23 protein-coding genes are annotated in these 21064 nt (G+C 37.6%); 18 read left to right on the top strand and 5 right to left on the bottom strand.

The window, feature by feature from the left end; all coding sequences use genetic code 11:
* Positions 1 to 43 precede the first annotated feature (43 nt).
* The 3 genes from ACM40_RS04760 to msrA all read left to right on the top strand — a co-directional run bounded on the left by ACM40_RS04760 (position 44) and on the right by msrA (position 3276).
* Positions 44 to 1255, top strand: coding sequence for a PepSY-associated TM helix domain-containing protein (locus ACM40_RS04760; protein WP_048501635.1), 1212 nt, complete (start codon positions 44 to 46; stop codon positions 1253 to 1255).
* Positions 1256 to 1338: 83 nt separating this feature from the next.
* Positions 1339 to 2307 carry an ROK family protein gene (locus ACM40_RS04755; RefSeq protein WP_040992816.1) on the top strand — a complete coding sequence of 323 codons (969 nt, stop codon included), beginning with the start codon at positions 1339 to 1341 and terminating at the stop codon, positions 2305 to 2307.
* 417 nt (positions 2308 to 2724) lie between these two features.
* Positions 2725 to 3276, top strand: a complete 552-nt coding sequence (gene msrA / locus ACM40_RS04750) for a peptide-methionine (S)-S-oxide reductase MsrA (protein WP_048501634.1) — start codon at positions 2725 to 2727, stop codon at positions 3274 to 3276.
* A 63-nt stretch (positions 3277 to 3339) separates the two neighbouring features.
* Here the strand turns inward: msrA and ACM40_RS04745 are convergent, their stop codons facing one another.
* Together ACM40_RS04745 and ACM40_RS04740 are read right to left on the bottom strand one after the other, a co-directional pair.
* A complete protein-coding gene (locus tag ACM40_RS04745) occupies positions 3340 to 4191 on the bottom strand; it encodes a hypothetical protein (protein ID WP_048501633.1) in 852 nt (283 codons plus the stop codon).
* A gap of 2 nt (positions 4192 to 4193) precedes the next feature.
* Positions 4194 to 4553: a hypothetical protein gene (locus tag ACM40_RS04740; RefSeq protein ID WP_048501632.1), complete on the bottom strand. Its 360-nt coding sequence runs from the start codon at positions 4551 to 4553 to the stop codon at positions 4194 to 4196.
* Between the two features lie 19 nt (positions 4554 to 4572).
* Here ACM40_RS04740 and ACM40_RS04735 point away from each other — a divergent pair, with 19 nt between their 5' ends.
* The 6 genes from ACM40_RS04735 to ACM40_RS04710 all read left to right on the top strand — a co-directional run bounded on the left by ACM40_RS04735 (position 4573) and on the right by ACM40_RS04710 (position 8313).
* Positions 4573 to 4782, top strand: coding sequence for a hypothetical protein (locus ACM40_RS04735; RefSeq protein WP_048501631.1), 210 nt, complete (start codon positions 4573 to 4575; stop codon positions 4780 to 4782).
* A 68-nt stretch (positions 4783 to 4850) separates the two neighbouring features.
* Positions 4851 to 6488 carry an ATP-binding protein gene (locus ACM40_RS04730; protein WP_048501630.1) on the top strand — a complete coding sequence of 546 codons (1638 nt, stop codon included), beginning with the start codon at positions 4851 to 4853 and terminating at the stop codon, positions 6486 to 6488.
* 13 nt (positions 6489 to 6501) lie between these two features.
* Positions 6502 to 7167 (top strand): response regulator, encoded by a 666-nt coding sequence (locus ACM40_RS04725; protein ID WP_048501629.1) that lies wholly within the window; start codon positions 6502 to 6504, stop codon positions 7165 to 7167.
* A 125-nt stretch (positions 7168 to 7292) separates the two neighbouring features.
* Positions 7293 to 7598, top strand: coding sequence for a DUF3892 domain-containing protein (locus ACM40_RS04720; protein WP_165579272.1), 306 nt, complete (start codon positions 7293 to 7295; stop codon positions 7596 to 7598).
* Between the two features lie 12 nt (positions 7599 to 7610).
* Entirely contained in the window at positions 7611 to 7985 is a 375-nt protein-coding gene (locus ACM40_RS04715) for a DUF6232 family protein (RefSeq protein WP_048501627.1), read from the top strand.
* Positions 7986 to 7998: 13 nt separating this feature from the next.
* Positions 7999 to 8313 (top strand): hypothetical protein, encoded by a 315-nt coding sequence (locus ACM40_RS04710; RefSeq protein ID WP_131705329.1) that lies wholly within the window; start codon positions 7999 to 8001, stop codon positions 8311 to 8313.
* 61 nt (positions 8314 to 8374) lie between these two features.
* On the opposite strand, the gene ACM40_RS04705 is transcribed toward ACM40_RS04710, so the two are convergent.
* From ACM40_RS04705 to ACM40_RS04695, 3 genes are all read right to left on the bottom strand, one after another.
* Positions 8375 to 8824, bottom strand: coding sequence for a GNAT family N-acetyltransferase (locus ACM40_RS04705; RefSeq protein WP_048501625.1), 450 nt, complete (start codon positions 8822 to 8824; stop codon positions 8375 to 8377).
* Positions 8817 to 9440, bottom strand: a complete 624-nt coding sequence (yihA, locus tag ACM40_RS04700; RefSeq protein WP_048501624.1) for a ribosome biogenesis GTP-binding protein YihA/YsxC — start codon at positions 9438 to 9440, stop codon at positions 8817 to 8819. The genes ACM40_RS04705 and yihA overlap by 8 nt, the downstream gene beginning before the upstream one ends.
* A gap of 64 nt (positions 9441 to 9504) precedes the next feature.
* Positions 9505 to 10266, bottom strand: a complete 762-nt coding sequence (locus tag ACM40_RS04695; protein ID WP_048501623.1) for an alpha/beta fold hydrolase — start codon at positions 10264 to 10266, stop codon at positions 9505 to 9507.
* Between the two features lie 272 nt (positions 10267 to 10538).
* Here ACM40_RS04695 and mraZ point away from each other — a divergent pair, with 272 nt between their 5' ends.
* The 9 genes from mraZ to murG all read left to right on the top strand — a co-directional run bounded on the left by mraZ (position 10539) and on the right by murG (position 21037).
* Entirely contained in the window at positions 10539 to 10997 is a 459-nt protein-coding gene (gene mraZ, locus ACM40_RS04690; RefSeq protein ID WP_048501622.1) for a division/cell wall cluster transcriptional repressor MraZ, read from the top strand.
* Positions 10998 to 11037: 40 nt separating this feature from the next.
* Complete coding sequence (rsmH, locus tag ACM40_RS04685; protein ID WP_048501621.1) at positions 11038 to 11931, top strand: 16S rRNA (cytosine(1402)-N(4))-methyltransferase RsmH; 894 nt, start codon at positions 11038 to 11040, stop codon at positions 11929 to 11931.
* Positions 11932 to 11993: 62 nt separating this feature from the next.
* On the top strand, positions 11994 to 12359 hold the full coding sequence (locus ACM40_RS04680) for an FtsL-like putative cell division protein (RefSeq protein ID WP_048501620.1): 366 nt from the start codon (positions 11994 to 11996) through the stop codon (positions 12357 to 12359).
* The gene (locus tag ACM40_RS04675) at positions 12343 to 14334 is read left to right on the top strand and encodes a penicillin-binding transpeptidase domain-containing protein (RefSeq protein WP_048501619.1); all 1992 of its coding nucleotides are present in this window, start codon (positions 12343 to 12345) and stop codon (positions 14332 to 14334) included. The genes ACM40_RS04680 and ACM40_RS04675 overlap by 17 nt, the downstream gene beginning before the upstream one ends.
* 34 nt (positions 14335 to 14368) lie before the next feature.
* Positions 14369 to 15829 carry a UDP-N-acetylmuramoyl-L-alanyl-D-glutamate--2,6-diaminopimelate ligase gene (locus tag ACM40_RS04670; protein WP_048501618.1) on the top strand — a complete coding sequence of 487 codons (1461 nt, stop codon included), beginning with the start codon at positions 14369 to 14371 and terminating at the stop codon, positions 15827 to 15829.
* Between the two features lie 98 nt (positions 15830 to 15927).
* Positions 15928 to 17169, top strand: a complete 1242-nt coding sequence (mraY, locus tag ACM40_RS04665) for a phospho-N-acetylmuramoyl-pentapeptide-transferase (protein WP_048501617.1) — start codon at positions 15928 to 15930, stop codon at positions 17167 to 17169.
* 84 nt (positions 17170 to 17253) lie between these two features.
* The gene (murD, locus tag ACM40_RS04660; protein ID WP_048501616.1) at positions 17254 to 18579 is read left to right on the top strand and encodes a UDP-N-acetylmuramoyl-L-alanine--D-glutamate ligase; all 1326 of its coding nucleotides are present in this window, start codon (positions 17254 to 17256) and stop codon (positions 18577 to 18579) included.
* Positions 18580 to 18662: 83 nt separating this feature from the next.
* Positions 18663 to 19901, top strand: coding sequence for an FtsW/RodA/SpoVE family cell cycle protein (locus tag ACM40_RS04655; RefSeq protein WP_048501615.1), 1239 nt, complete (start codon positions 18663 to 18665; stop codon positions 19899 to 19901).
* A 23-nt stretch (positions 19902 to 19924) separates the two neighbouring features.
* Positions 19925 to 21037 (top strand): undecaprenyldiphospho-muramoylpentapeptide beta-N-acetylglucosaminyltransferase, encoded by a 1113-nt coding sequence (murG, locus tag ACM40_RS04650; RefSeq protein WP_048501614.1) that lies wholly within the window; start codon positions 19925 to 19927, stop codon positions 21035 to 21037.
* Positions 21038 to 21064 lie beyond the last annotated feature (27 nt).

Raw genomic sequence — 21064 nt, 5'->3', positions numbered from 1 at the left:
AATAAAAAGTTAAGCATATCTTTGCAAGACTTTGAACTTCAATATGAAGAAAAAACATCATCATAAAAAAAAGCCTGGTTTTTTTAAAAAATGGACTGCCAAACTGCACCTGTGGTTGGGTTTAAGCATTGGCTTTCTGATCTTTATTATTTCTATTACCGGAGCGCTTTATGTGTTTAAGGACGAAATAGAAAACGTTACCAGAAAAGATGTTATTTACCACAATGAACAGAATATAGAACAGAAACACATTCTTCCTATCCGGGTAATAGAAAAATCTGTTGCAGAGCAGGTAAAAGAAAAATATCCCGTCCATTGGGTAAATATTCCGATCGATAAAAAGATGTCCTATATCTTTTATTGGTATGAGCATGATACTAGTGCCTGGAATTATTTTGATGAATTTCCTATTTACAAAGCGGCCTATGTAAATCCCTACACAGGAAAAGTCCTCAGAACCTATGATGAAAAGAACGGCTTCTTCAATATTGTAAAAATGATCCACTGGAGCTTTTTATTAAAACAGGACTGGGGAACTTATGTTGTAGGAATACCTGTTATTATTTTTGTTATCATGCTTATTACCGGGATCGTTCTCTGGTGGCCTAAAAATAAAGCAGCAAGAAAACAGCGTTTTTCTTTTAAATGGAAAAATATCAAAAGCTGGAAAAGAAAAAATTATGACCTTCATAATGTATTAGGATTTTATGCTTCTATTTTTGCCTTGATCTTCTCCATTACCGGCTTGTTTTATGCATTTTTCGTAGTGCAGGCAATGATTTATGTGATCTTTTCCGGCGGAGAAACAAAATACCCGGATTTTTCCTATATTAAAACTAAAGCCCCGATAGAAGTAAGAACGGAGGGTACGCTGGACAAGATCATTGCTACCGTTAATCAGAAATATCCGGATTCTTTCGGTTTTGCTATCGACCTTGGCCATGAGCATATGGATGACCACGAACATCCTAATTTCGAGGTATATGTAAAACACCTTTCCTATTCTTATCATAAAAGCAGCAGCTTAATCTTTGATGAAAACTCAGGAGAACTTCTTCATACCCATGACCCGAAAGACAAAAATTTTGGAGAGAAAACAGTAAATGCGAACTACGATATTCATGTCGGAGCTATTTTGGGTCTTCCCACAAAAATTATTGCATTCATTGTCAGCCTTATATGTGCTTCGCTTCCTGTAACCGGATTCCTGATCTGGTGGGGAAGAAGAAAAAAGAAAACTGCCAGACCGGCTTAAAACTTTTTTAAATAAAAGTTTTGTTAATAATCTATTAATACAATCTTTTTTATATTTTTAACCCTTTAGAATTTACAATAAGAATGTCATTAATAGATTTATCAAAACAAGTTGCTCTCGGAATTGATATCGGCGGAACAAATACAAAGTTCGGAGTGGTAAACCACCGCGGTGAAGTTCTGGAAAAAGGAAGCCTGAAGACCGATGAGTACGAGAAAGTGGAAGACTTTATCGACGCCCTGTACGAAAAGGTTCAGCCCCTGATCGAAAAATATGGTGCCGAAAAAAACTTTGACGGAATCGGTGTAGGCGCTCCCAATGCCAACTATTATAAAGGAACCATAGAACAGGCTCCGAATTTACCATGGAAAGGACTGGTCCCTTTCAGCCAGCTGATGAAAGCCAAATTCAACCTGCCTTGTACCATTACCAATGATGCCAATGCTGCAGCCCTGGGGGAAATGCTTTTCGGAGCGGCACGCGGAATGAAAGATTTTATCATGATTACCCTTGGAACAGGTGTTGGCAGCGGAATTATTTCTAACGGAAGCCTTATTTACGGGCATGATGGTTTTGCCGGAGAGCTGGGCCATACCATTGTAAAGCCGGGCGGAAGAAAGCACTGGAGCACAGGATCCGAGGGAAGCCTTGAAGCCTATGCTTCCGCAACAGGAATAGCAATTACCGCGAAGAAGATGAGGGCTGAATTCCCTGAATCGTTATTAAATCAATATCCGGAAGAATCCATCAACTCAAAAACAGTCCATGAATGTGCACTGAAAGGGGATCCGATCTCTATTGAGGTGTTCAGATATACCGGTCAGAAACTGGGTGAAGCCCTGGCGAATTTCGTTATGTTTTCTTCCCCTGAAGCCATTCTTTTATTTGGCGGTGTAATCAAAGCCGGTGATTTTATTCTGAAGCCTGCCAAACTGCATATGGAGAGAAACCTTCTCCCTATTTTCAGAAATAAAGTAAAACTGGTTTTCAGTGAGCTGGACGAAGCGGATGCTGCCATTCTTGGAGCAAGTGCCTTAGTTTGGGAAAAATAACTGAAAATATTTTAAATAACAGAAGCATCCTTTGGGATGCTTTTTTGTTTTGAACAGTTTCTGATGTTTATGTGAATTAATTTCCCCCAGATTCCCCAGATTTCACAGAGTCTTGTGTATAATTTTTAAATTCTATTAGAGAAATGTTCTTACCTGATTTGTTTTAAATAAAAGCTTTATTTCTTAAAGAGTGATCCGTGTACATCAGTGGGATCTGTGGGAATAAAAAATACCTTCCATTCCATTTATAATTCCATTGTTACATCCTCAGCAATAAAAAAAGGTAATATCAATTATGCTTTAAATCATTAGATTTCCCTTACAAAATGAAAAAGTTTTTCATATTTTTGATTGGTTTTTCATCCAATTTTATACAATTTCAAGAGAAAAACCGCTAAATAAAATAATTAAAGAATAATGGATAATAATTTAGAGCAGGTCACGTTCGGGGGCGGATGCTTCTGGTGTGTGGAAAGCTGCTTCAATATGCTGAAGGGTGTTCATTCTGCCATTTCAGGCTATTCAGGGGGGCACAAGGATAATCCTACGTATGAAGAGGTATGCACAGGAGAAACAGGACATGCGGAAGTCGTACAGATCACTTTTGACCCAAAAATCATTTCTTACGCACAGCTAATGGATGTATTTTTCTTCCTCCATGATCCTACCCAATTGAACAGACAGGGCAATGACATCGGAACACAATACCGTTCCGTTATTTATTATAAAGATGAAGCGGAAAAGGCCAAAGCGGAAGAAGCCCTTAAAAAATCCGAAACATCCGGAAAATGGCAGGGAACATACGTAACAGAAATTACCCAGTTCGAGAAGTTCTGGCCTGCAGAACAATATCACCAGGGCTATTATAACGAAAACCCGACACAACCCTACTGCAGCGCGGTAGTAGGACCTAAGATCCAGAAGTTTAAAAAACATTTTGGGGAGTTGGGAATGCTGAATGAGGCTTGATTAGCTTAAACTATTTGGCCGCAAAACAAGAAGCGAGGCCGATCAAATGATCAGCCTCGCTTCTTATTTTATATTATTCCCTGCATATTTCTCAATAATGTAAGCCGTCGATGCCCGCAGTTCTCGCCCATTTTCCGGATCCTCTCCATCCATTGTAAAAAATTCCACATTTCCATAAAACTTCGAATACCAGGTCACGCCTAAGGCATTATCAACCGTCAGTGTATCTTTCCTATTAATTCTTTTGAAATGTTTAAGCTGTACGGAATCCAACGGCTTTAAATCATGACGAGGATTTTTATCCTCACAATCAGCAAGTCTATACTCACTCTTATCCCAATACATACAGTTCTTTTCTTTGAGAGGTTCAGGTTCTGCTCCTAAAAGCTGACCAAAAGCCGGAATAAACGGTTTTTGCTTTTTATCGTCTTGAGTTCTATTTGCAAAAAAAACGCCTGCAATCAGAATTATTCCTACGATTCCCATTCCATTCTGTTTTACAAACTCCGGCATGTTGAAAGTCGGATTACTTTCCAATGTATTAGTAACTGTAATAAAAATATCAGATATTTTCTTCGACAGGCTTTCTTGTCCATCATCAACACTTATCTTAACTGTAGTAGACTTCGCTTCATCATTTTGCTTTATAAATGTTTTAGAAAAATGTTCAAAATCTTTATATTCTAAATATTGGCTTAACTTATTAAGAATTAAAGTTTCTATACCTGTTTCTTCTTTTGTTTCAGCGACAAATGAGTCATAATATCTAGAAAGAGTTTTTGCTGATATTGTAAATCTTAATTCTTTCTCAAGATCATCCGAAAGATCTTCCGCCCAACCACTTTTGGTGTCTTTGGGAGATCTCTTTCTAATTTTTTCAAATACCTCACGAATTAGTAGTTTTTTCTTGGACATAATTAGTTTTTAAAGACAATTACAAAATAGGTGATTTTCGACCATGTCGCATTACGGATTCCCATAATGAAATTCCTGTCCATTTCCTGTCTATCGATGTCCATGTTTTGTCTAACACCTGCCTCATCATTTGTTGGATATTTGTTCCAGAAATCAGTGACAAACAAAACATTAGAAAACAAAAGTACGAAACTGATTTCAAAATTACCAGATAAAACGGAGGAAAACTCCGGGTTGGGAAGCAGATGTTTCTCCTCCGTTTTTGACGGTTTACTTCCCAAAAATTTAAGAAGCGCTTCAAATTTTTTTAATCGTGTAACACTGCTTACGATCTGTTTCGTGGGGAAGAACACCAGTGCCAAATTTTAAATTTTTAAACCAATGTTAGAATTAATATTGATGCTACTGGGATTAGCATTTTCAAATAACAACGCCAATACAACATCTTGTAATAGTAATCAAATCCAAACGACAGTTCAGCTGGCAGATCCGGGAGAAGGTCTGGATCCGGGAGATGGAGGCGGAAATGGGAATGGAGGGCCAATTAGTGGGAATACAGGTCAAACACCTCCACCTTTCACTCAACCATAATACCAAAAGAGAGCAGATTGTATAAATCTGCTCTCTTTTTACTACTTTGCAGGATAAAAACCAATTCCATGCAAAAAATATTTTTCTTTTTACTGATATTTCTCTTATTATTTTCGTGTAAGAAAAAAAATTTAGCCCTTGATAATGCATTTTATAAAGAAGCAAGAAAGTTTAGAAACTCAAATATTACAGACTCCGCATTTTATTATTATAATCTGGCAAAAAGTGACTATTTAAAAGATCACGACTCAACAGGAGCAGCAAAATCTCTGGTTAATATGGCAATACTACAGTCTAAAAAAGGTGATTTTTATGGTAGTATTGAAACATCTCTAGAAGCCAATAACCTGTTAAAAAATGAAAGAGATAGTATCGTAAGAAGCACTCTTGCTTCCAGCTATAACAATATGGCTATTTCGTCTTCATTTCTGCAAAATTATGATGAATCAGCAAAATTTTATATTCAAGCATTAAAATATGCTAACCCTGGCGAGAATAAATTCATTTATTACAATAATATAGGTGACGTATTAATACTTCAGGGGAAAACGAAACTTGCGCAAAAATATTTAAATAATGCTCTCTTGGCAAAAGACAGTACTAATTATTCAAGAGCCTTAAACAATTTAGCAAAAGCTAAATTTCTAGAAGATAAAAATTATAATCCTTTACCTGAATTATATAAAGCATTAGAAATAAGATCCAGATTAAAAGAAACTGTTGAGCAAAACTCCAGTTTTGCAACTATATCAGATTATTTCACAGACAAAGATCAAAAAAAGTCATTGTTTTTTGCAAATCAGCTATTATCTACTGCAGAAAAAATTAAAAGTCCTGATGATCAGGTTCAGGCATTAAAAAGGATAATTAATCTAGATCCTGAAAATTATTTAAAGAACTTTAAAAGATTTAATTTCATTAATGATAGTATACAAACCGCAAGAAGTAAAGCAAAAAATCAATTTGCAATTATCCGTTTTGATGTTGAAAAAATAAAGGCACAAAATGCAGAAAAAGAAATTCAATTATTACAACGAAATATTGGTTTAGGTACCTTATCTATATTGTTAATCGGCGGTTTTTTCTGGAACAAAAGAAGAAAGAAAAGGCTTCAGCAGGAAAAAGAGCTTGAGATAAAAAATACACAGCTTAAACTCTCTAAAAAAGTCCATGACGTTGTTGCCAACGGCATCTATCAGGTCATGACCAAAATAGAAAATCAGGAAAATTTTGATAAAGAAAAAGCTTTGGATGAGCTGGAATTTGTATATGAGAAATCCAGGGACATCTCTTACGAAAAGACCGATCCTGAAAATGATTTAAAGGACTGGAAAGAGAAAATCTCTTCCCTTATTGCTTCTTTTAAAAACGAAAAAACAGAGACCTATACGGTAGGAAATGAATCCAATATTTGGACAGGCTTTTCTACATCCACCTTTGAAGACATCTACCAGGTTATCCGTGAGTTGCTTGTTAATATGAAAAAGCATAGCCGGGCTTCCCGCGTCGTTTTTAAATTTGAAAGAATTAATAATTTAGTCAAAATCCAGTATACAGATGATGGAATCGGAATTCCGGGTGATATGCTTTATAAAAACGGATTGACAAATACGGGAACCCGTATTGATGGTATCCACGGAGAAATTATTTTTGACAATAAATCTGAAAAAGGATTGAAGGTCAACATTTCATTTCCTGTTTCTTAAAAGCCTCAAAAGAATGTTTAAAAAAATTTTAATAGCCGAAGACCACGAAAGCAGCAGTATTTCTGTTCAGAAAACCCTTGAAGACCTTAACATATCCAATGCCGATTATGCATATTACTGTGATGATGCATTAGCCAAAGTAAAAAAATCCATCCGGGAAAATAACCGTTATGATTTACTCATTACAGATCTCTCTTTTGAGGAAGATCATCATAAACAGGATATCAATGACGGAAAGGAGCTAATCCTCAAAATACGGGAGCTGGTCCCCGATCTGAAAGTGATTGTTTTTTCAGGAGAACATAAATCAGGAATTATAGATTCTCTTTTTAATGAATATCAGATCAATGGTTTTGTCCGAAAAGCCAGAAATGATTCCAAAGAGCTGAAAAAAGCCATTGCTTCTGTTTATATCAATGAAAACTATCTGTCTCTTGACCTGAAGCAGGAAGTAAAAAAATTGAACAATTACGAATTTACATCGTATGATATCACTCTGGTTTCTCTTCTCTCCCAGGGAGTGTTGCAAAAAAACATTCCTACTTACCTGCAGAATAATAACATTAAGCCCAACAGCCTGAGCAGCGTAGAAAAAAGACTGAACAGCTTAAAAGAAAACCTCAATGTAGCAAGCAACGAACAGTTGGTGGCTTTCTGCAAAGACCTGGGAATTATTTAAACCTGTTTTTATCGGAATATATGGACCTTTCAACTTTTCGAAAGGTTTTTTGTTTTACGGAATCCCGTAAGGAATAGGCATTTAGGCTTCATACTTTTGAAATGTTAAACAAAAAATATAAAAAAATGGCAAAATTTAAAATTTCAGGTGTTTGGAAGGATTCGAAAAACATAATTACCCATTATGCTTTTCACGAAGTTAAAGAAACAACAACTTCAAGAGCAGAAAAAGTAGAAAAATCAGAAGCAGTAAGACGTCTAAAATTAGCCGGAAACAGTGCTATAACTTGGATCTGGGATTATCAAAATTCCTTTTGGAAGAATGGAGAAGAAGTAGAAGTCGTAGAAGGAAAATTTTTAAGAACAAAGCATAACAATAAAACTATTGACAATTTATCACATCTGATTGATTATGATTGGTTAAAATTTTAAAAACTACTAACTATGGAGAATCAAAATGAAACTAAATTTTATCAGGATGGTTTTGTAACTGTAACACAATCCCGTTTTGTAACCCAATCAAAAACATACGCAATGAGAAATATTTCTTCAGTTCATGTTTTTGAAATTATTAAAAGCAAAACCAAAGCAGTATTGATGATTATTTTCGGATTACTCTTTCTTTTTTCCAAAGATATTTTCTGGGTAGGATTTATAATAATTGCACTAGGAATATGGTGGTTAATTTCGATTAAAAATGAATATGCAGTGAGAATAAGTACAAATGCGGGAGAGGCCAACAGTATCGTCTCAAAAAACAAAGATTATATTCAAAAAATTGTTAACGCTTTAAATGATGCAATTATCCATAGAGGATAAAAAAATTACAACTATGAAAAAAACACTATTCACTACTCTTTTAGCCGCAGGTTTAATGCTTCCAGCAAGCTTCACAGCAACAACAAGCGGTGCTGCTTCCAAAACAGAATTATCTTCTAAAAAACAAAAGAAAAAAACGAAGACAAAAAGGAGCAAAAGCAAGACTAGCAGCAGCTATAGTTCTAGAAGATCAAATTACTATTCATCAGACAAAGGATGTACCTACAACGGTAATAAGCTGTATGTCGGCTCCCGTGGAGGCTGCTATTACTATTCAGGAAACAGCAAACAATATGTAGACAGATCATACTGCTCGGGATGCAACTGATATACAATCAAAAACTAAAAACATTCAATATAAATAAAAGCGAAGATCTCTCTTCGCTTTTCTATTTTCTGATCATTTCCGTATGTGGAATATCATCCTCCAGGTATTTCTTGCCAGTATCTACAAATCCGAATCCGGAGTAAAATCTTAATAAATAATCCTGCGCGGAGATCTTAATTTCAGAAGTATGAAAACGGTTTTCAATGGTTTCTACAGCATATTGGATAAGCTGCTTTCCAAGATTCTTTCCTCTTGCTTTTTCCGTGGTAAGCACTCTTCCCAGGGAAGTTTCATCATATTTAATTCCTTTGTCAAAAGCCCTGCAGTAGGCTAAGATTTCTCCGTCTTCTTCTGCCCAGATATGAATAGCCTTCTGATCGTAATTATCCAGATCAGGGTAAGGACAGTTCTGTTCAATAACAAAAACATCAATACGGGCTTTTAAGACCGCATACAGCTCGGGAACTGTAAACTCATCGAAGGTTTTAACCTTCCAGATTATATTACTCATCAAAACTTACACTGTTATTTTTTAAAAAGTCATTGGTTTTCTCAATGAAATTCAGAATTTCATCTCCTCCGGTTTTCTTTTCCGCAGAGGTTACATACATTTCAGGCAGATCTTCCCAGGTTTTATGCAGTTCATTCTTATAGTTTTCTACATTCTGAATAGCAATGTTTGGTTTCAGTTTATCTGCTTTCGTAAAAACAATCGAAAAAGGAATTCCGCTTTCCCCGCACCACTGGATAAATTCCATATCTATTTTTTGCGGAGTGTGTCGGGAATCTACCAAAACGAAAAGATTCACAAGATTTCTTCTGTTTAAAATATAATTCGTGATCAGCTTTTCGAAATCTTTCCTGATAGATTTTGAAACTTTAGCATATCCATAGCCCGGTAAATCCGTCAGATACCATTCTTCATTCACTAAAAAATGATTGATAAGCTGCGTTTTCCCTGGAGTTCCGGAGGTTTTTGCCAGATCCTTATGATTCATCATGGCATTGATCAATGATGATTTTCCTACATTAGACCTTCCGATAAAAGCATATTCCGGCATCGTAGGTTCAGGGCAATCCTGCCATTTTCCGCTACTCTTTACAAAACTTGCTGTTTTAATAACCATCTTTCGAATATTTTTTAGAAAAACAAACCATTAAGAAAGCTCTTAATGGTTTATTATTATTTATTTAAATTTTATCTTTTAACCAGTTGTAGAGAATTTCATTAAACTCATCCGGTTTTTCCATCATCGCAGCATGCCCGCAATGTTCTATCCAGAAGAGATCCGAATTCGGGATAAACTTATGCATATCCTCAGCCACTTCAGGAGGGGTTACATTATCCTGTCTTCCCCAGATCAGACATGTTGGTGTCAGAATCTTAGGAAGATCGTTCAGCATATTGTGTTTGATGGCGCTTCTTGCCAGCATTACCGTCTTTATTCCTTTCATTCTGTCGTTCACCACAGAAAAAACTTCGTCTACAAGATCTTCTGTAGCAATAGCAGGATCATAAAAAACCTCTTCTGTTTTCTTCCTTATATAGGAACGGTCATTTTTTCTTGGGAAACTGTCCCCGAAAGTTCTTTCATACAGTCCCGAACTTCCGGTTAATACAAGATTCTTTACCAGATCCGGTCTTGCCAAAGTCATGATAAGCCCCACATGCCCGCCCATAGAGTTTCCTACAATGGTAACAGGTTCGGAGATATGACTTTCTATAAACTTGATAATATATTTTGCAAGGGTGGTAAGATTAGTATTAAGTACGGGCAGATCGTAAATAGGCAACTGGGGAACGTATACCTTGAATCCCTTTTCCGAAAAAAAATCTACCATCTTATCGAAATTACTCAAACCACCCATTAAACCGTGCAACAGCACCAATGGATGTCCTTCTCCCGCCTCTATAAAAGTATATTTCTTTCCTTTTTTTGTACTAAATATCATAAAATGCCTTAATAAAGCTTTGCAAAAATACAAATTAAACCTCAAAAAAATTTTGATTACCCTAATTTAAACTAAAAATAATATAATATCACCCTTTTTCTGTACTTTTTTCAAAACCCTATTATTATGGGACAAATAACAGTTTTTACAACAGGCATTATATCAAACACTTACCATGTTTAAATTCAATCCTTGATAAAACTTATTAACATTAAGTCAAAAAGTGGGAAAAAGTGGGAAATTTTGGAAATTATTATATAAATTTGTCCCAAATGAAAAGTTTCATTGGAACATATGAGTGTAAAATTGACGACAAAGGCCGTTTAAAAGTTCCCTCCTCCCTGATCAAACAGATGGAAAACTTCGACGATAAGGCGTTTGTAGTCAAGAGATCTGTGTTCCAACCTTGCCTCGAAGTTTATCCCATGAATGCCTGGGACAAACTGATGGGCAAAATAAATAAACTGAACAGATTCATTAAAAAGAATGCTGATTTCATTCGAATGTTTACGGCAGGGGTAAAAACTGTAGAGCTGGACAATGCGGGAAGACTTCAGATCTCAAAAGATCTGGTTCATTTTGCAAACCTTCAGAAAGATACCGTGATTACCAGCGCAGGAGAGCTTTTTGAAATTTGGGATAAAGAAGCCTACGAAAAGGTAATCTCAACCAATGAAGCTGATTTTGCGAGCCTGGCCGAAGATGTGATGGGATCTTTTGATGAAGAATAAACCCACTTGCCGTAAAAGCAGGTAAAAAACACAATTAAGTATGTACCACAACCCCGTTTTATTGAAGCAGAGCGTTGATGATTTGGTGACGAATCCTGACGGAATATACGTGGACTGCACTTTTGGAGGAGGAGGCCATTCAAGAGAAATCCTGAGCAGACTTTCAGAGAAAGGAAAACTTTTCAGTTTCGACCAGGATCTGGATGCCCTCAAAAATACAATTGATGACCCAAGGTTTACATTGGTTAATCAGAATTTCAGGTTTTTGGAAAATTCCATGCTGATGTATGGCTTTTCCCAGATTGACGGAGTATTGGCGGACCTTGGCGTATCATCCCATCAGTTTGATGAAGCAGAAAGAGGTTTTTCAACAAGAAATAATGCTCCTCTGGATATGAGAATGAATGTGATGCAGAATCTTGATGCCAGGAGAGTCATTAATGAATATGAAGAAAGCGAACTTGCTGATATCTTTTATCACTATGGTGAGCTGAGAGAAGCGAGAAAACTGGCGAGAGATATTGTTCATCACAGAAAAACAAAAGCCATCAACACCACTGAAGACCTGAAAAAGCTTTTCAATTATCTTCCGCCGCATAAAGTCAATAAATTCTATGCACAGCTTTTCCAGGCGATAAGGATAGAAGTTAACCAGGAGCTTGAGGCGTTAAAAGAAATGCTGGTTCAGGCACTTAATATTTTAAAACCCGGAGGAAGGCTTGTGGTCATCTCTTACCATTCATTGGAAGACCGCCTGGTAAAAAGATTCCTGAAAAACGGAATGTTTGAAGGCGAGCAGGAAAGAGATATCTACGGAAACTATAAAAAGGTATTTGAATTGCTCAAAAGCAAAGCGATCATCCCCGATGATAAGGAAATCGAAGAAAACTCCAGAGCAAGAAGTGCAAAAATGAGAACAGGAATCAAGGTATAAATGATAAAATGATGAATGATCCAAATCAATTCATCATTTATCAATCATCAATTATAAACAGCGTGGCAAAAAAAACAACAAACCGCCCTCAGAAGAAGCTCACTTTTATAGATATCATAAAAGGAAACTTTCTGAACCGTGATGAGATTAAAACTCATTACAAGTATTTTTTACTGTTGTTTGTTCTGATGATGGCAATGATTTACAGCAATCACCTTGTCAACAAAAAGATCAAAATTGTCAATGCATTAAAAGAAGAAACTGAAGAATATAAATCAAGAAACGCTTACGCCCAGAGTAAGCTGATCAAAGTAAAAATGGAATCGCAACTGGGGAAGGAAGTGGCCAAAGACTCACTGATGACTTTGGAAAACCATCCTCATAAACTGCTTATAAAACTAGACAGTACAGATGCAAAAACAAAATGAATACGATAACAAACGTAAAAAAACGTTAAGGTGGGGCTACCTCTTCGCAGTGGGAGTTCTGTGCGTATTTGTGATGTTTCTTGCCAGGATAGTAATCCTGCAAAACACTAATGTTCAGGAAATTAAAGACGATTACATTAATAAAAATTACCGTGAGGCCACTTTGAAGGCTGCCCGCGGAAACCTGTTTGCCTCAGACGGCTCCATTCTTGCCACCACCGTAATGCGCTACGATATCTATCTTGATTTTAAAACCATGAAAGATACAATCTATAGCAACAATATTGGTGCGCTGACAGATTCCTTAAGCAAAATGTTCGGAAAATCAAGGGGAGAATTCAGACAGAAATTCGACGAACAGAAGAGAAAGAAAAATCAATACTATACTCTGGTAAAAGGTCTTGATTTCGACCAGTATGACCGTATCAGAAACTTTCCGATCTTTAAAAAAGGGAAAAATAAAGGAGGCTTCATTGTAGACAGGAATTATAAGAGAGAATTGGCCACTTCAGAGATCGGAGCCGGAACTATCGGTATGGATAACGGTGAAGTTAAAGCCGGACTGGAAGGCGCTTTCTCAAAATACCTTACCGGAACCGATGGTAAAAGATTAGAGCAGAGAATCAACTCTTCCCAATGGAAACCGATCGATTACTGGAAAGTAAAAGAACCGGTAGATGGAGAAGATGTTTATACCACCTTAGACCTTAGAATTCAGGACATTGCCCACTCCGCTTTAGAGAAGCAGCTGATCAATTTTGAAGCAAAACACGGAACGGTAATCGTCATGGAAACTGAAACCGGGAAAGTAAAAGCGATGGTTAATCTGAGGAGAACAGAAGATGGAGAATATGAAGATTCTTACAACTATGCTATAAAAGATAATATTGAGCCGGGTTCTACCTTCAAAACCATTTCGCTTTTAGCAGCAATGGACGACGGCTTCATCGATGAAAATACCACCGTGAACGTAGGAGGCGGAGTCTGGACCTATGCTAAACAAAGGATTTCAGACGGCCACGGCGGAGGAACTTACGACATAAGCGATGTTCTGGCAAAATCAAGTAACGTGGGAACGGCAAAACTGATCACCAAATATTATGCAGACAAGCCGCAGATTTTCCTTGATCACCTGAAAAGATGGAAATTATTCGATAAAATGGATATTGAGCTTCCGGGAATCACAAAACCAAAGATTGTGACACCGGAAAACAAGAGATGGAACGCTGCAACACTGGCTTCTATTTCATACGGATATTCATCAAACATCAACCTGTTACAGTTAGCAACTTTCTACAATGGAGTTGCTAATGGCGGTAAAATGCTTAAACCTCTGTTCATCGAAAAGATCGTGAAAGAAGGAAAAGTAGTTTACAACGCAAAACCTGAAGTAATGGTCAATAAAATGGCATCGGAAAAAGCGATTAAAATGATGACCAGTGCCCTGACCAAAGCTGTAGAAAAAGGAACCGGCCGAAGCATCTTTACTCCCAACCTGAAAATGGCAGGAAAAACAGGGACCGCAAGGTTTGAATACTGGTTACCAGGTCCTATGAAATACCGCGCATCATTTGCCGGATTCTACCCTGCAGATCATCCGAAATATACATGTTATGTAATGGTCAGTGAACCAAATACAGCAAAAGGGTTTTATGGCGCAGCCGTTTCAGCTCCGGTGTTTAAGGAAATTGCAGGAAAAACATTCCTGAAAACGCCTCAGAATATTGAAAAAGAAATGCTGGTAGACAGAAAGGTGAACCTCAATAAAATGGTAGAACCTAATGTTAAAATAGCAGTAAATAATAAACAAATGCCAAGCGTAGTCGGGCTTATTGGTAAAAATATTATCCCACAGCTGGAAAACTTAGGTTATAGAGTTGATTACAAAGGCGTCGGAAGAATTAAGGAGCAATTCCCGCTGGAAGGCACAGTAATCAGCAAGAATCAGAGAATTTATTTGTCTCTGCAGAATTAGAATTTAAAAAGCAGGAATTCCTGCCAGATATAAAATGATAATAACAGAATTATTAAAAAGGATCCCAGTTTTAGAAATTCACGGTGATGATACCCATGAGATTTCAGAATTGGTTTTCGACAGCAGAAAAGTTACGGAAAACTCACTCTATGTAGCAGTGAGAGGAACCGTTGCCGACGGACATTCATACATTGCATCATCTGTTGAAAAAGGTGCAAAAGCAGTGGTGTGCGAAGACTTCCCTGAAACATTGAATGAGAATGTAACCTATATTAAGGTGAAAGATTCATCCAAAGCATTGGGACATTTAGCCTCCAATTTTTACGGAAATCCGTCCCAAACGCTTAAACTAATCGGAGTTACCGGAACCAATGGAAAAACCTCAGTATCTACACTTCTTTTTGATGTGTTCAAGAATTTAGGCTATGATTCGGCACTGCTTTCTACTGTAGAAATCAGAATCGGCGAGAAGATTATTCCTGCCACCCATACTACTCCCGATGTTATTACCATCAATAAAATTTTAGCTCAGGCTGTTGAGGAAGGTTGCGAATTTGCTTTCATGGAAGTAAGCTCTCACGGAATTGCCCAAAACAGAATTGAAGGACTGCATTTTAAAGTGGCAGGTTTCACCAACCTTACCCATGATCATTTAGATTATCATAAAACCTTCGATGAATACCTGAAAACAAAGAAAAGATTCTTCGATGAGCTGGAAGATACAGCCATAGCCATCACCAATGTGGATGATAAAAACGGAATGGTGATGCTTCAGAATACAAAGGCAAAGAAAAAGTCTTACGCTATGAAAACCATGGCAGATTACCACGGAAAATCTTTAGAAATTGATTTCAACGGGATGCTTCTGAACTTCAATGGAAAAGAGTTTTGGACAACACTGACAGGAAAATTCAATATTTATAATTTACTGCTGGTTTTCGGAATTGCTTCCGAGCTTGGTTTTGAGCCGGATGAAATTCTGCAGGCGATCAGCAAGTTAAACAGAGTTTCCGGAAGATTCGAAACCTTCAGATCAGACGGAGGCATCTTCTTCATAGTAGATTATGCCCATACTCCCGACGCTTTGGAAAATATTCTGGACAGCATCAATGATATCAGGACAAAAAACGAAAGACTGATCACCGTTTTCGGATGCGGAGGCGACAGAGACCATTCAAAAAGACCTGAAATGGGGAATATTGCCACCAAAAAATCAACACTGGCAATTATCACTTCAGATAACCCGAGAACAGAAGATCCTGCACAGATCATCAAGGAAATTGAAGCAGGCGTTGAACCTCAGAACTTCAGCAAATACACTTCAATTCCCGACAGAAAAGAAGCAATAAAAATGGCGATAAAATTCGCAGAACCAAAAGATATAGTCTTAGTAGCTGGAAAAGGCCATGAAAACTATCAGGACATTAATGGTGTGAAACATCATTTTGACGACAAAGAAACGATCAACGAGCTTTGGAAGTTAATGAGCAAATAAATGATTTGGATTAAAAGATTTAGAAATTCAGAGATAAAGAAACACAACACGAATTTCTAAATGCCTTAATCTCTTAATCTTTAAATAAAAAAGGAAACATGTTATACTATCTATACGAATATCTAACCAGTCAGGGAATCCATATACCGGGATTGGGAATGCTGAAATACATTTCTTTCCGTGCAGGTATTGCCGTACTGTTTTCTCTTGTCATTGCCCTTGTCTATGGGAAGAGGATCATCAACTATCTGCGGGCAAGACAGATGGGCGAACTGGTACGCGACCTTGGATTAGACGGACAGAAGCAGAAAGAAGGAACTCCTACCATGGGAGGATTGATCATCATTATTGCGACGATTATTCCTGTACTGCTGTTTACCCGGATCACCAACGTATACATTGTATTACTGCTGGTTTCCATGTTATGGATGGGTGCCATCGGTTTCCTTGATGATTATTTAAAGAAAATTAAAAAAAATAAAGACGGTCTGAGCGGAAAATTTAAAATTGTTGGCCAGGTCGGATTAGGGCTAATTGTCGGAGTTACAATGTATTTCCACCCTGATATTACCGTTAAAAGAAAATATGCAGATGCAAAAGTAGTGAACAGGAACAATGTAGAGCAGAATTTCATGCCTACAGAAAAAATTACCGTTTCTACCGTACCATTTGCAAAGAACAACGAATTCGACTACAGTGGAATTCTGTTTTGGATGAATGATAAAGATGCCCACGAATGGGCATGGATTGTCTTTATTCCCATCGTTATTTTCATTGTAACAGCCGTATCAAACGGAGCCAATATTACAGACGGAATTGATGGGCTTGCCGCAGGAACCAGCGCAGTCATACTGCTTACCCTTGCCCTGTTTGCCTATCTTTCCGGGAACATCATCTTTGCAGACTACCTCAATATCATGTTCCTGCCGAATATGGGAGAAACGACCATCTTTGCAGTCGCTATGGTCGGTGCCGTCATTGGTTTCTTCTGGTACAATACCTATCCGGCACAGGTTTTCATGGGAGATACAGGAAGTTTAATGCTTGGAGGGGTGATTGCCGTTTTAGCCATCATTTTAAGAAAAGAACTTTTGATTCCTGTTTTATGCGGAATCTTCCTGATTGAAAACATATCTGTTATGCTTCAGGTCGTTGTTTTCAAATACAGAAAAAGAAAATATGGGCTGGAATATGCTCAGAATAATAGATTTTTTAGAATGTCACCATTACACCACCACTACCAGAAAGGAGGTTTCCATGAGAGTAAGATCGTGAACAGAATGATCATCATCGGGGTAATGCTGGCTATTGTATGCCTGATCACATTAAAAATGAGATAAAAACTTTTGTGTAAAGTAGAGTATTAAACAAAAACCAAATCACATTAATACCTGCTACATTATACATTTTACAAAAGAATAAATATGAAAATAGTTGTTTTAGGAGGTGGAGAGAGCGGATGCGGAGCTGCTTATTTAGCAAAAAAACAAGGTCTGGAAGTTTTTCTTTCAGACAAAGGAGCTATTAAGGATAACTATAAGCAGTTTTTAACCGAAAATGAAATTGAATTTGAAGAAGGAAACCACAACGAAGAAAGAATTTTAAATGCCGACTGGATTGTAAAAAGTCCGGGGATTCCAAAAAAAGCAGAGATTGTTCATAAAATTCATGAAAAAGGAATACGACTTTCCTCTGAAATTGAATTTGCATCAGAATTTACCGATGCAAAGATCATCGCCATCACCGGAAGCAACGGAAAAACAACCACAACTTCCCTGATCTACTACATCCTGAAAAATGACGGGCTGAATGTAGGATTAGGAGGAAACATTGGACACAGCTTTGCCAAACAGGTGGCTGATGAAAACCATGAATATTACGTCCTGGAAGTAAGCTCTTTCCAGCTGGATGATATTCAGAACTTCAGGCCTTATATTTCCCTGCTGCTTAACCTGTCGCAGGACCATTTGGACCAGTACAACTACAATTATGAAGAATATGCTTTAGCCAAATTCAGAATTGCGGAAAACCAGGAAAATGACAATTTCTTCATCTACAATAAAGATGATGAAATGAGCAAAAACATCCTTGAAAAGCTGGAAATAAAGGCCAAAATGATCCCTTTTTCCACAAAAGAGAAATTATCTGAGGGTGGTTTTATTAATAATGATGAGATCGTGGTAAAAATGAAGGACGAGTTCTCAATGAAAATTGACAAACTGTCCCTTCTTGGAAATCACAACGTTGCCAATAGCTTAGCCGCTTCAATAGCCGGTAAAATACTGGAAATCAACAATGAAAGCATCAGAAACTCTCTGATGACCTTCCAGGCGGTAGAGCACAGGCTGGAATTTGTAACGGAAACCAACGGTGTAAAATACATCAACGACAGTAAGGCAACGAATGTCAATGCCACCTATTACGCTCTGGAAAGTATGAAAACCCCGACAATATGGATCGTTGGGGGCCTGGACAAAGGAAACGATTATACAGAAATTGAGGATCTTGTTAAAAGAAAAGTAAAGGCAATTGTCTGCTTAGGAATAGACAATACGAAGATTATAGACTTCTTTAAAGACAAAAAAGAATTTATTTATGACACATCCAGCATGGAAGAAGCCGTAAAAATATCAAAATCACTGGCAAAAAGCGGTGATACTGTTTTGCTTTCACCATGCTGTGCAAGTTTCGACCTTTTCAAAAGCTATGAAGACAGGGGAAAACAGTTTAAAGAACAAGTATTAAAGTAAATGTAAAAAGTATGAAGGTATTCATGTATTAATGATTTTAACTCATGAATATATTTTACATCAATACCTGAATACAAAAAAATATGGACGAACAGAACACAGAAAACAGAATTGAATTGCTAAAGGGCGATAAAGTACTTTGGATGGTCATCCTTGTGATCTCTATTTTCTCTATTTTCCCGGTATACTCTGCAAGTTCAAATCTCGAATACATTGTTAATAACGGGACCACAACAGGTCACGTGATCAAGCATATGTTCTTTGTAGTCTTAGGTCTGGTGATCATGAGAGTCGTTGGAATGATAAAATATGAGTACATCGGAAAGCTCAGCAGCATCCTGCTTGGGCTAATGATTGTTTTGCTCATCGTTACCATGTTTACTGGCCAGACCATTGACGGAGCCAGTGCTTCGAGATGGCTGAAAATTCCCGGTACACCCATTTCATTCCAGCCTTCATCATTCGCCTTCCTTATGCTGATCATTTACCTCTGCAGGTATCTGACCAAAAAAATAACACGGGAAAGACTTCCGATAGAAAACATTATGTATATTTTCGGACCTATCCTGCTGGTTTTTGTACTGGTTGCAAAAGATAACGGTTCCACAGCATTGATGATTCTGATGGTTTCTGTAATTGTTCTGATTATCGGACAGCTTCACTGGAAATATATTGCAGGATTTATATCCTCATCCTTTGTAGCCATTATCTTATTTCTGATTATTGCTTTAAACACTAACCTCATCGGCGGAAACCGCGTGCATACATGGATGAGCCGTATCGAAACATTTACCTCCAGTAAAGCAAAAACAGCTGATGTGGACGATGAAAGTGTAAAAGCAAAAAACTATCAGGTCATGCAGGCCAAAGCAGCCATCGTGCATGGCGGAATTACAGGAATGGGACCAGGGAAAAGCGCATTGAAGCAAATGCTTCCACAGTCCGCCTCCGACTTTATTTTTGCCGTGATTGTAGAAGAATATGGACTAATCGGGGCAGCTTTCCTTATCAGTCTTTATCTCATCATGATGATCCGGATTGTAATGATCGCAAGCAAAATGCCCGCCTTTTTCGGCTCACTGCTCGTGCTCAGCCTCGGGGTGATGATTTTTGTCCAGCTTGCTGTGAATATTGCCGTAGCCATCAATTTGATCCCGGTAACAGGACAGCCATTACCATTGATAAGTTATGGAGGAACCTCCATGCTGGTTACCTATCTCCAGCTTGGAATTATTTTAAATATAAGCTCAAGAATTCAGATCTATGATGAAGAAGGAATGGGCAAAAAACAAAGTGTAGCAGAAATTAATGATATCGCTTAGATATCATCAGTAACAAAATAGAAATGAACAAAAAACTGAAAGTAATATTATCCGGCGGTGGAACAGGAGGACATATCTTCCCGGCTATTGCCATTGCAGATGAGATCAGAAAAAGATTTCCGGATACAGAATTTTTGTTCATAGGAGCCAACGGGAAAATGGAAATGGAAAAAGTTCCACAGGCCGGCTATAAAATTGAAGGCATTGATATCGCCGGAATTGACAGAGGAAATATGCTCTCAAATTTAGGTTTGCCTTTCAAAATTTTGAAAAGCTTATCCAAATCCAAAAGGATTATTAAAAATTTCGCTCCGGATTTTGCGGTAGGAACAGGAGGTTTTGCAAGCGGCCCCGCTTTATATGAAGCAAGTAAATTGGGAATTCCGATTTTCATTCAGGAGCAGAATGCTCATGCAGGGGTTACCAATAAAATTCTGAGCAAAAAAGCGAAGGCAGTTTTTACGGCTTATCCGAAAGTAGAAGGCTTCCCTTCCGAAAAAATAAAATTCCTGGGTAACCCTATTCGCGAAAATATCGTTTCGGGAATGCAGGAAACTGCTCAGGCAAAAGAAAAAATGGGGCTGGATAAAGACAAACTGACAATCCTCTCAGTTGGTGGTTCTTTAGGTTCAAGAACATTAAATAACGGATGGAAAGATAATCTTGAAAAATTAAAAGAAAAAGGCTATCAGTTAATCTGGCAAACAGGAAAGCTTGATTATAAAGAATTGAGCAACGAATCCCGGATCTCGGATCTCGGATCCCAAATCCAGTTGAAGGAATTCATCAAAGACATGGAACTGGCCTATTCTGCAGCTGATATTATTGTTTCAAGGGCCGGAGCCATTGCCATTTCAGAGCTGGCAGTAGCTAGAAAACCGGTTCTTCTGGTACCCTTCCCCTTTGCTGCGGAAGATCATCAGACCAAAAATGCCATGAACCTGGTTGAAAAAAATGCAGCCCGAATGGTAAAAGATTCTGAAATGCAGGAAAAATTCTGGAATACGCTGGAAGAAATCTGCAGTAGTGAAAGTGTAAGAAACGAAATGTCTCAAAATCTGGAATATTTTGCCAAGCCCAATGCAGCAAAAGAAATTGTGGATGAGATATTTAAAACCGTAAAGAGTACAATGTAAAATGTATTAATGGCAAAGCATACATGA

It is taken from the genome of Chryseobacterium sp. BLS98, from assembly GCF_001045445.1.
GTDB lineage: Bacteria > Bacteroidota > Bacteroidia > Flavobacteriales > Weeksellaceae > Chryseobacterium.
This window is presented reverse-complemented; position numbering and strand designations above follow the sequence as displayed.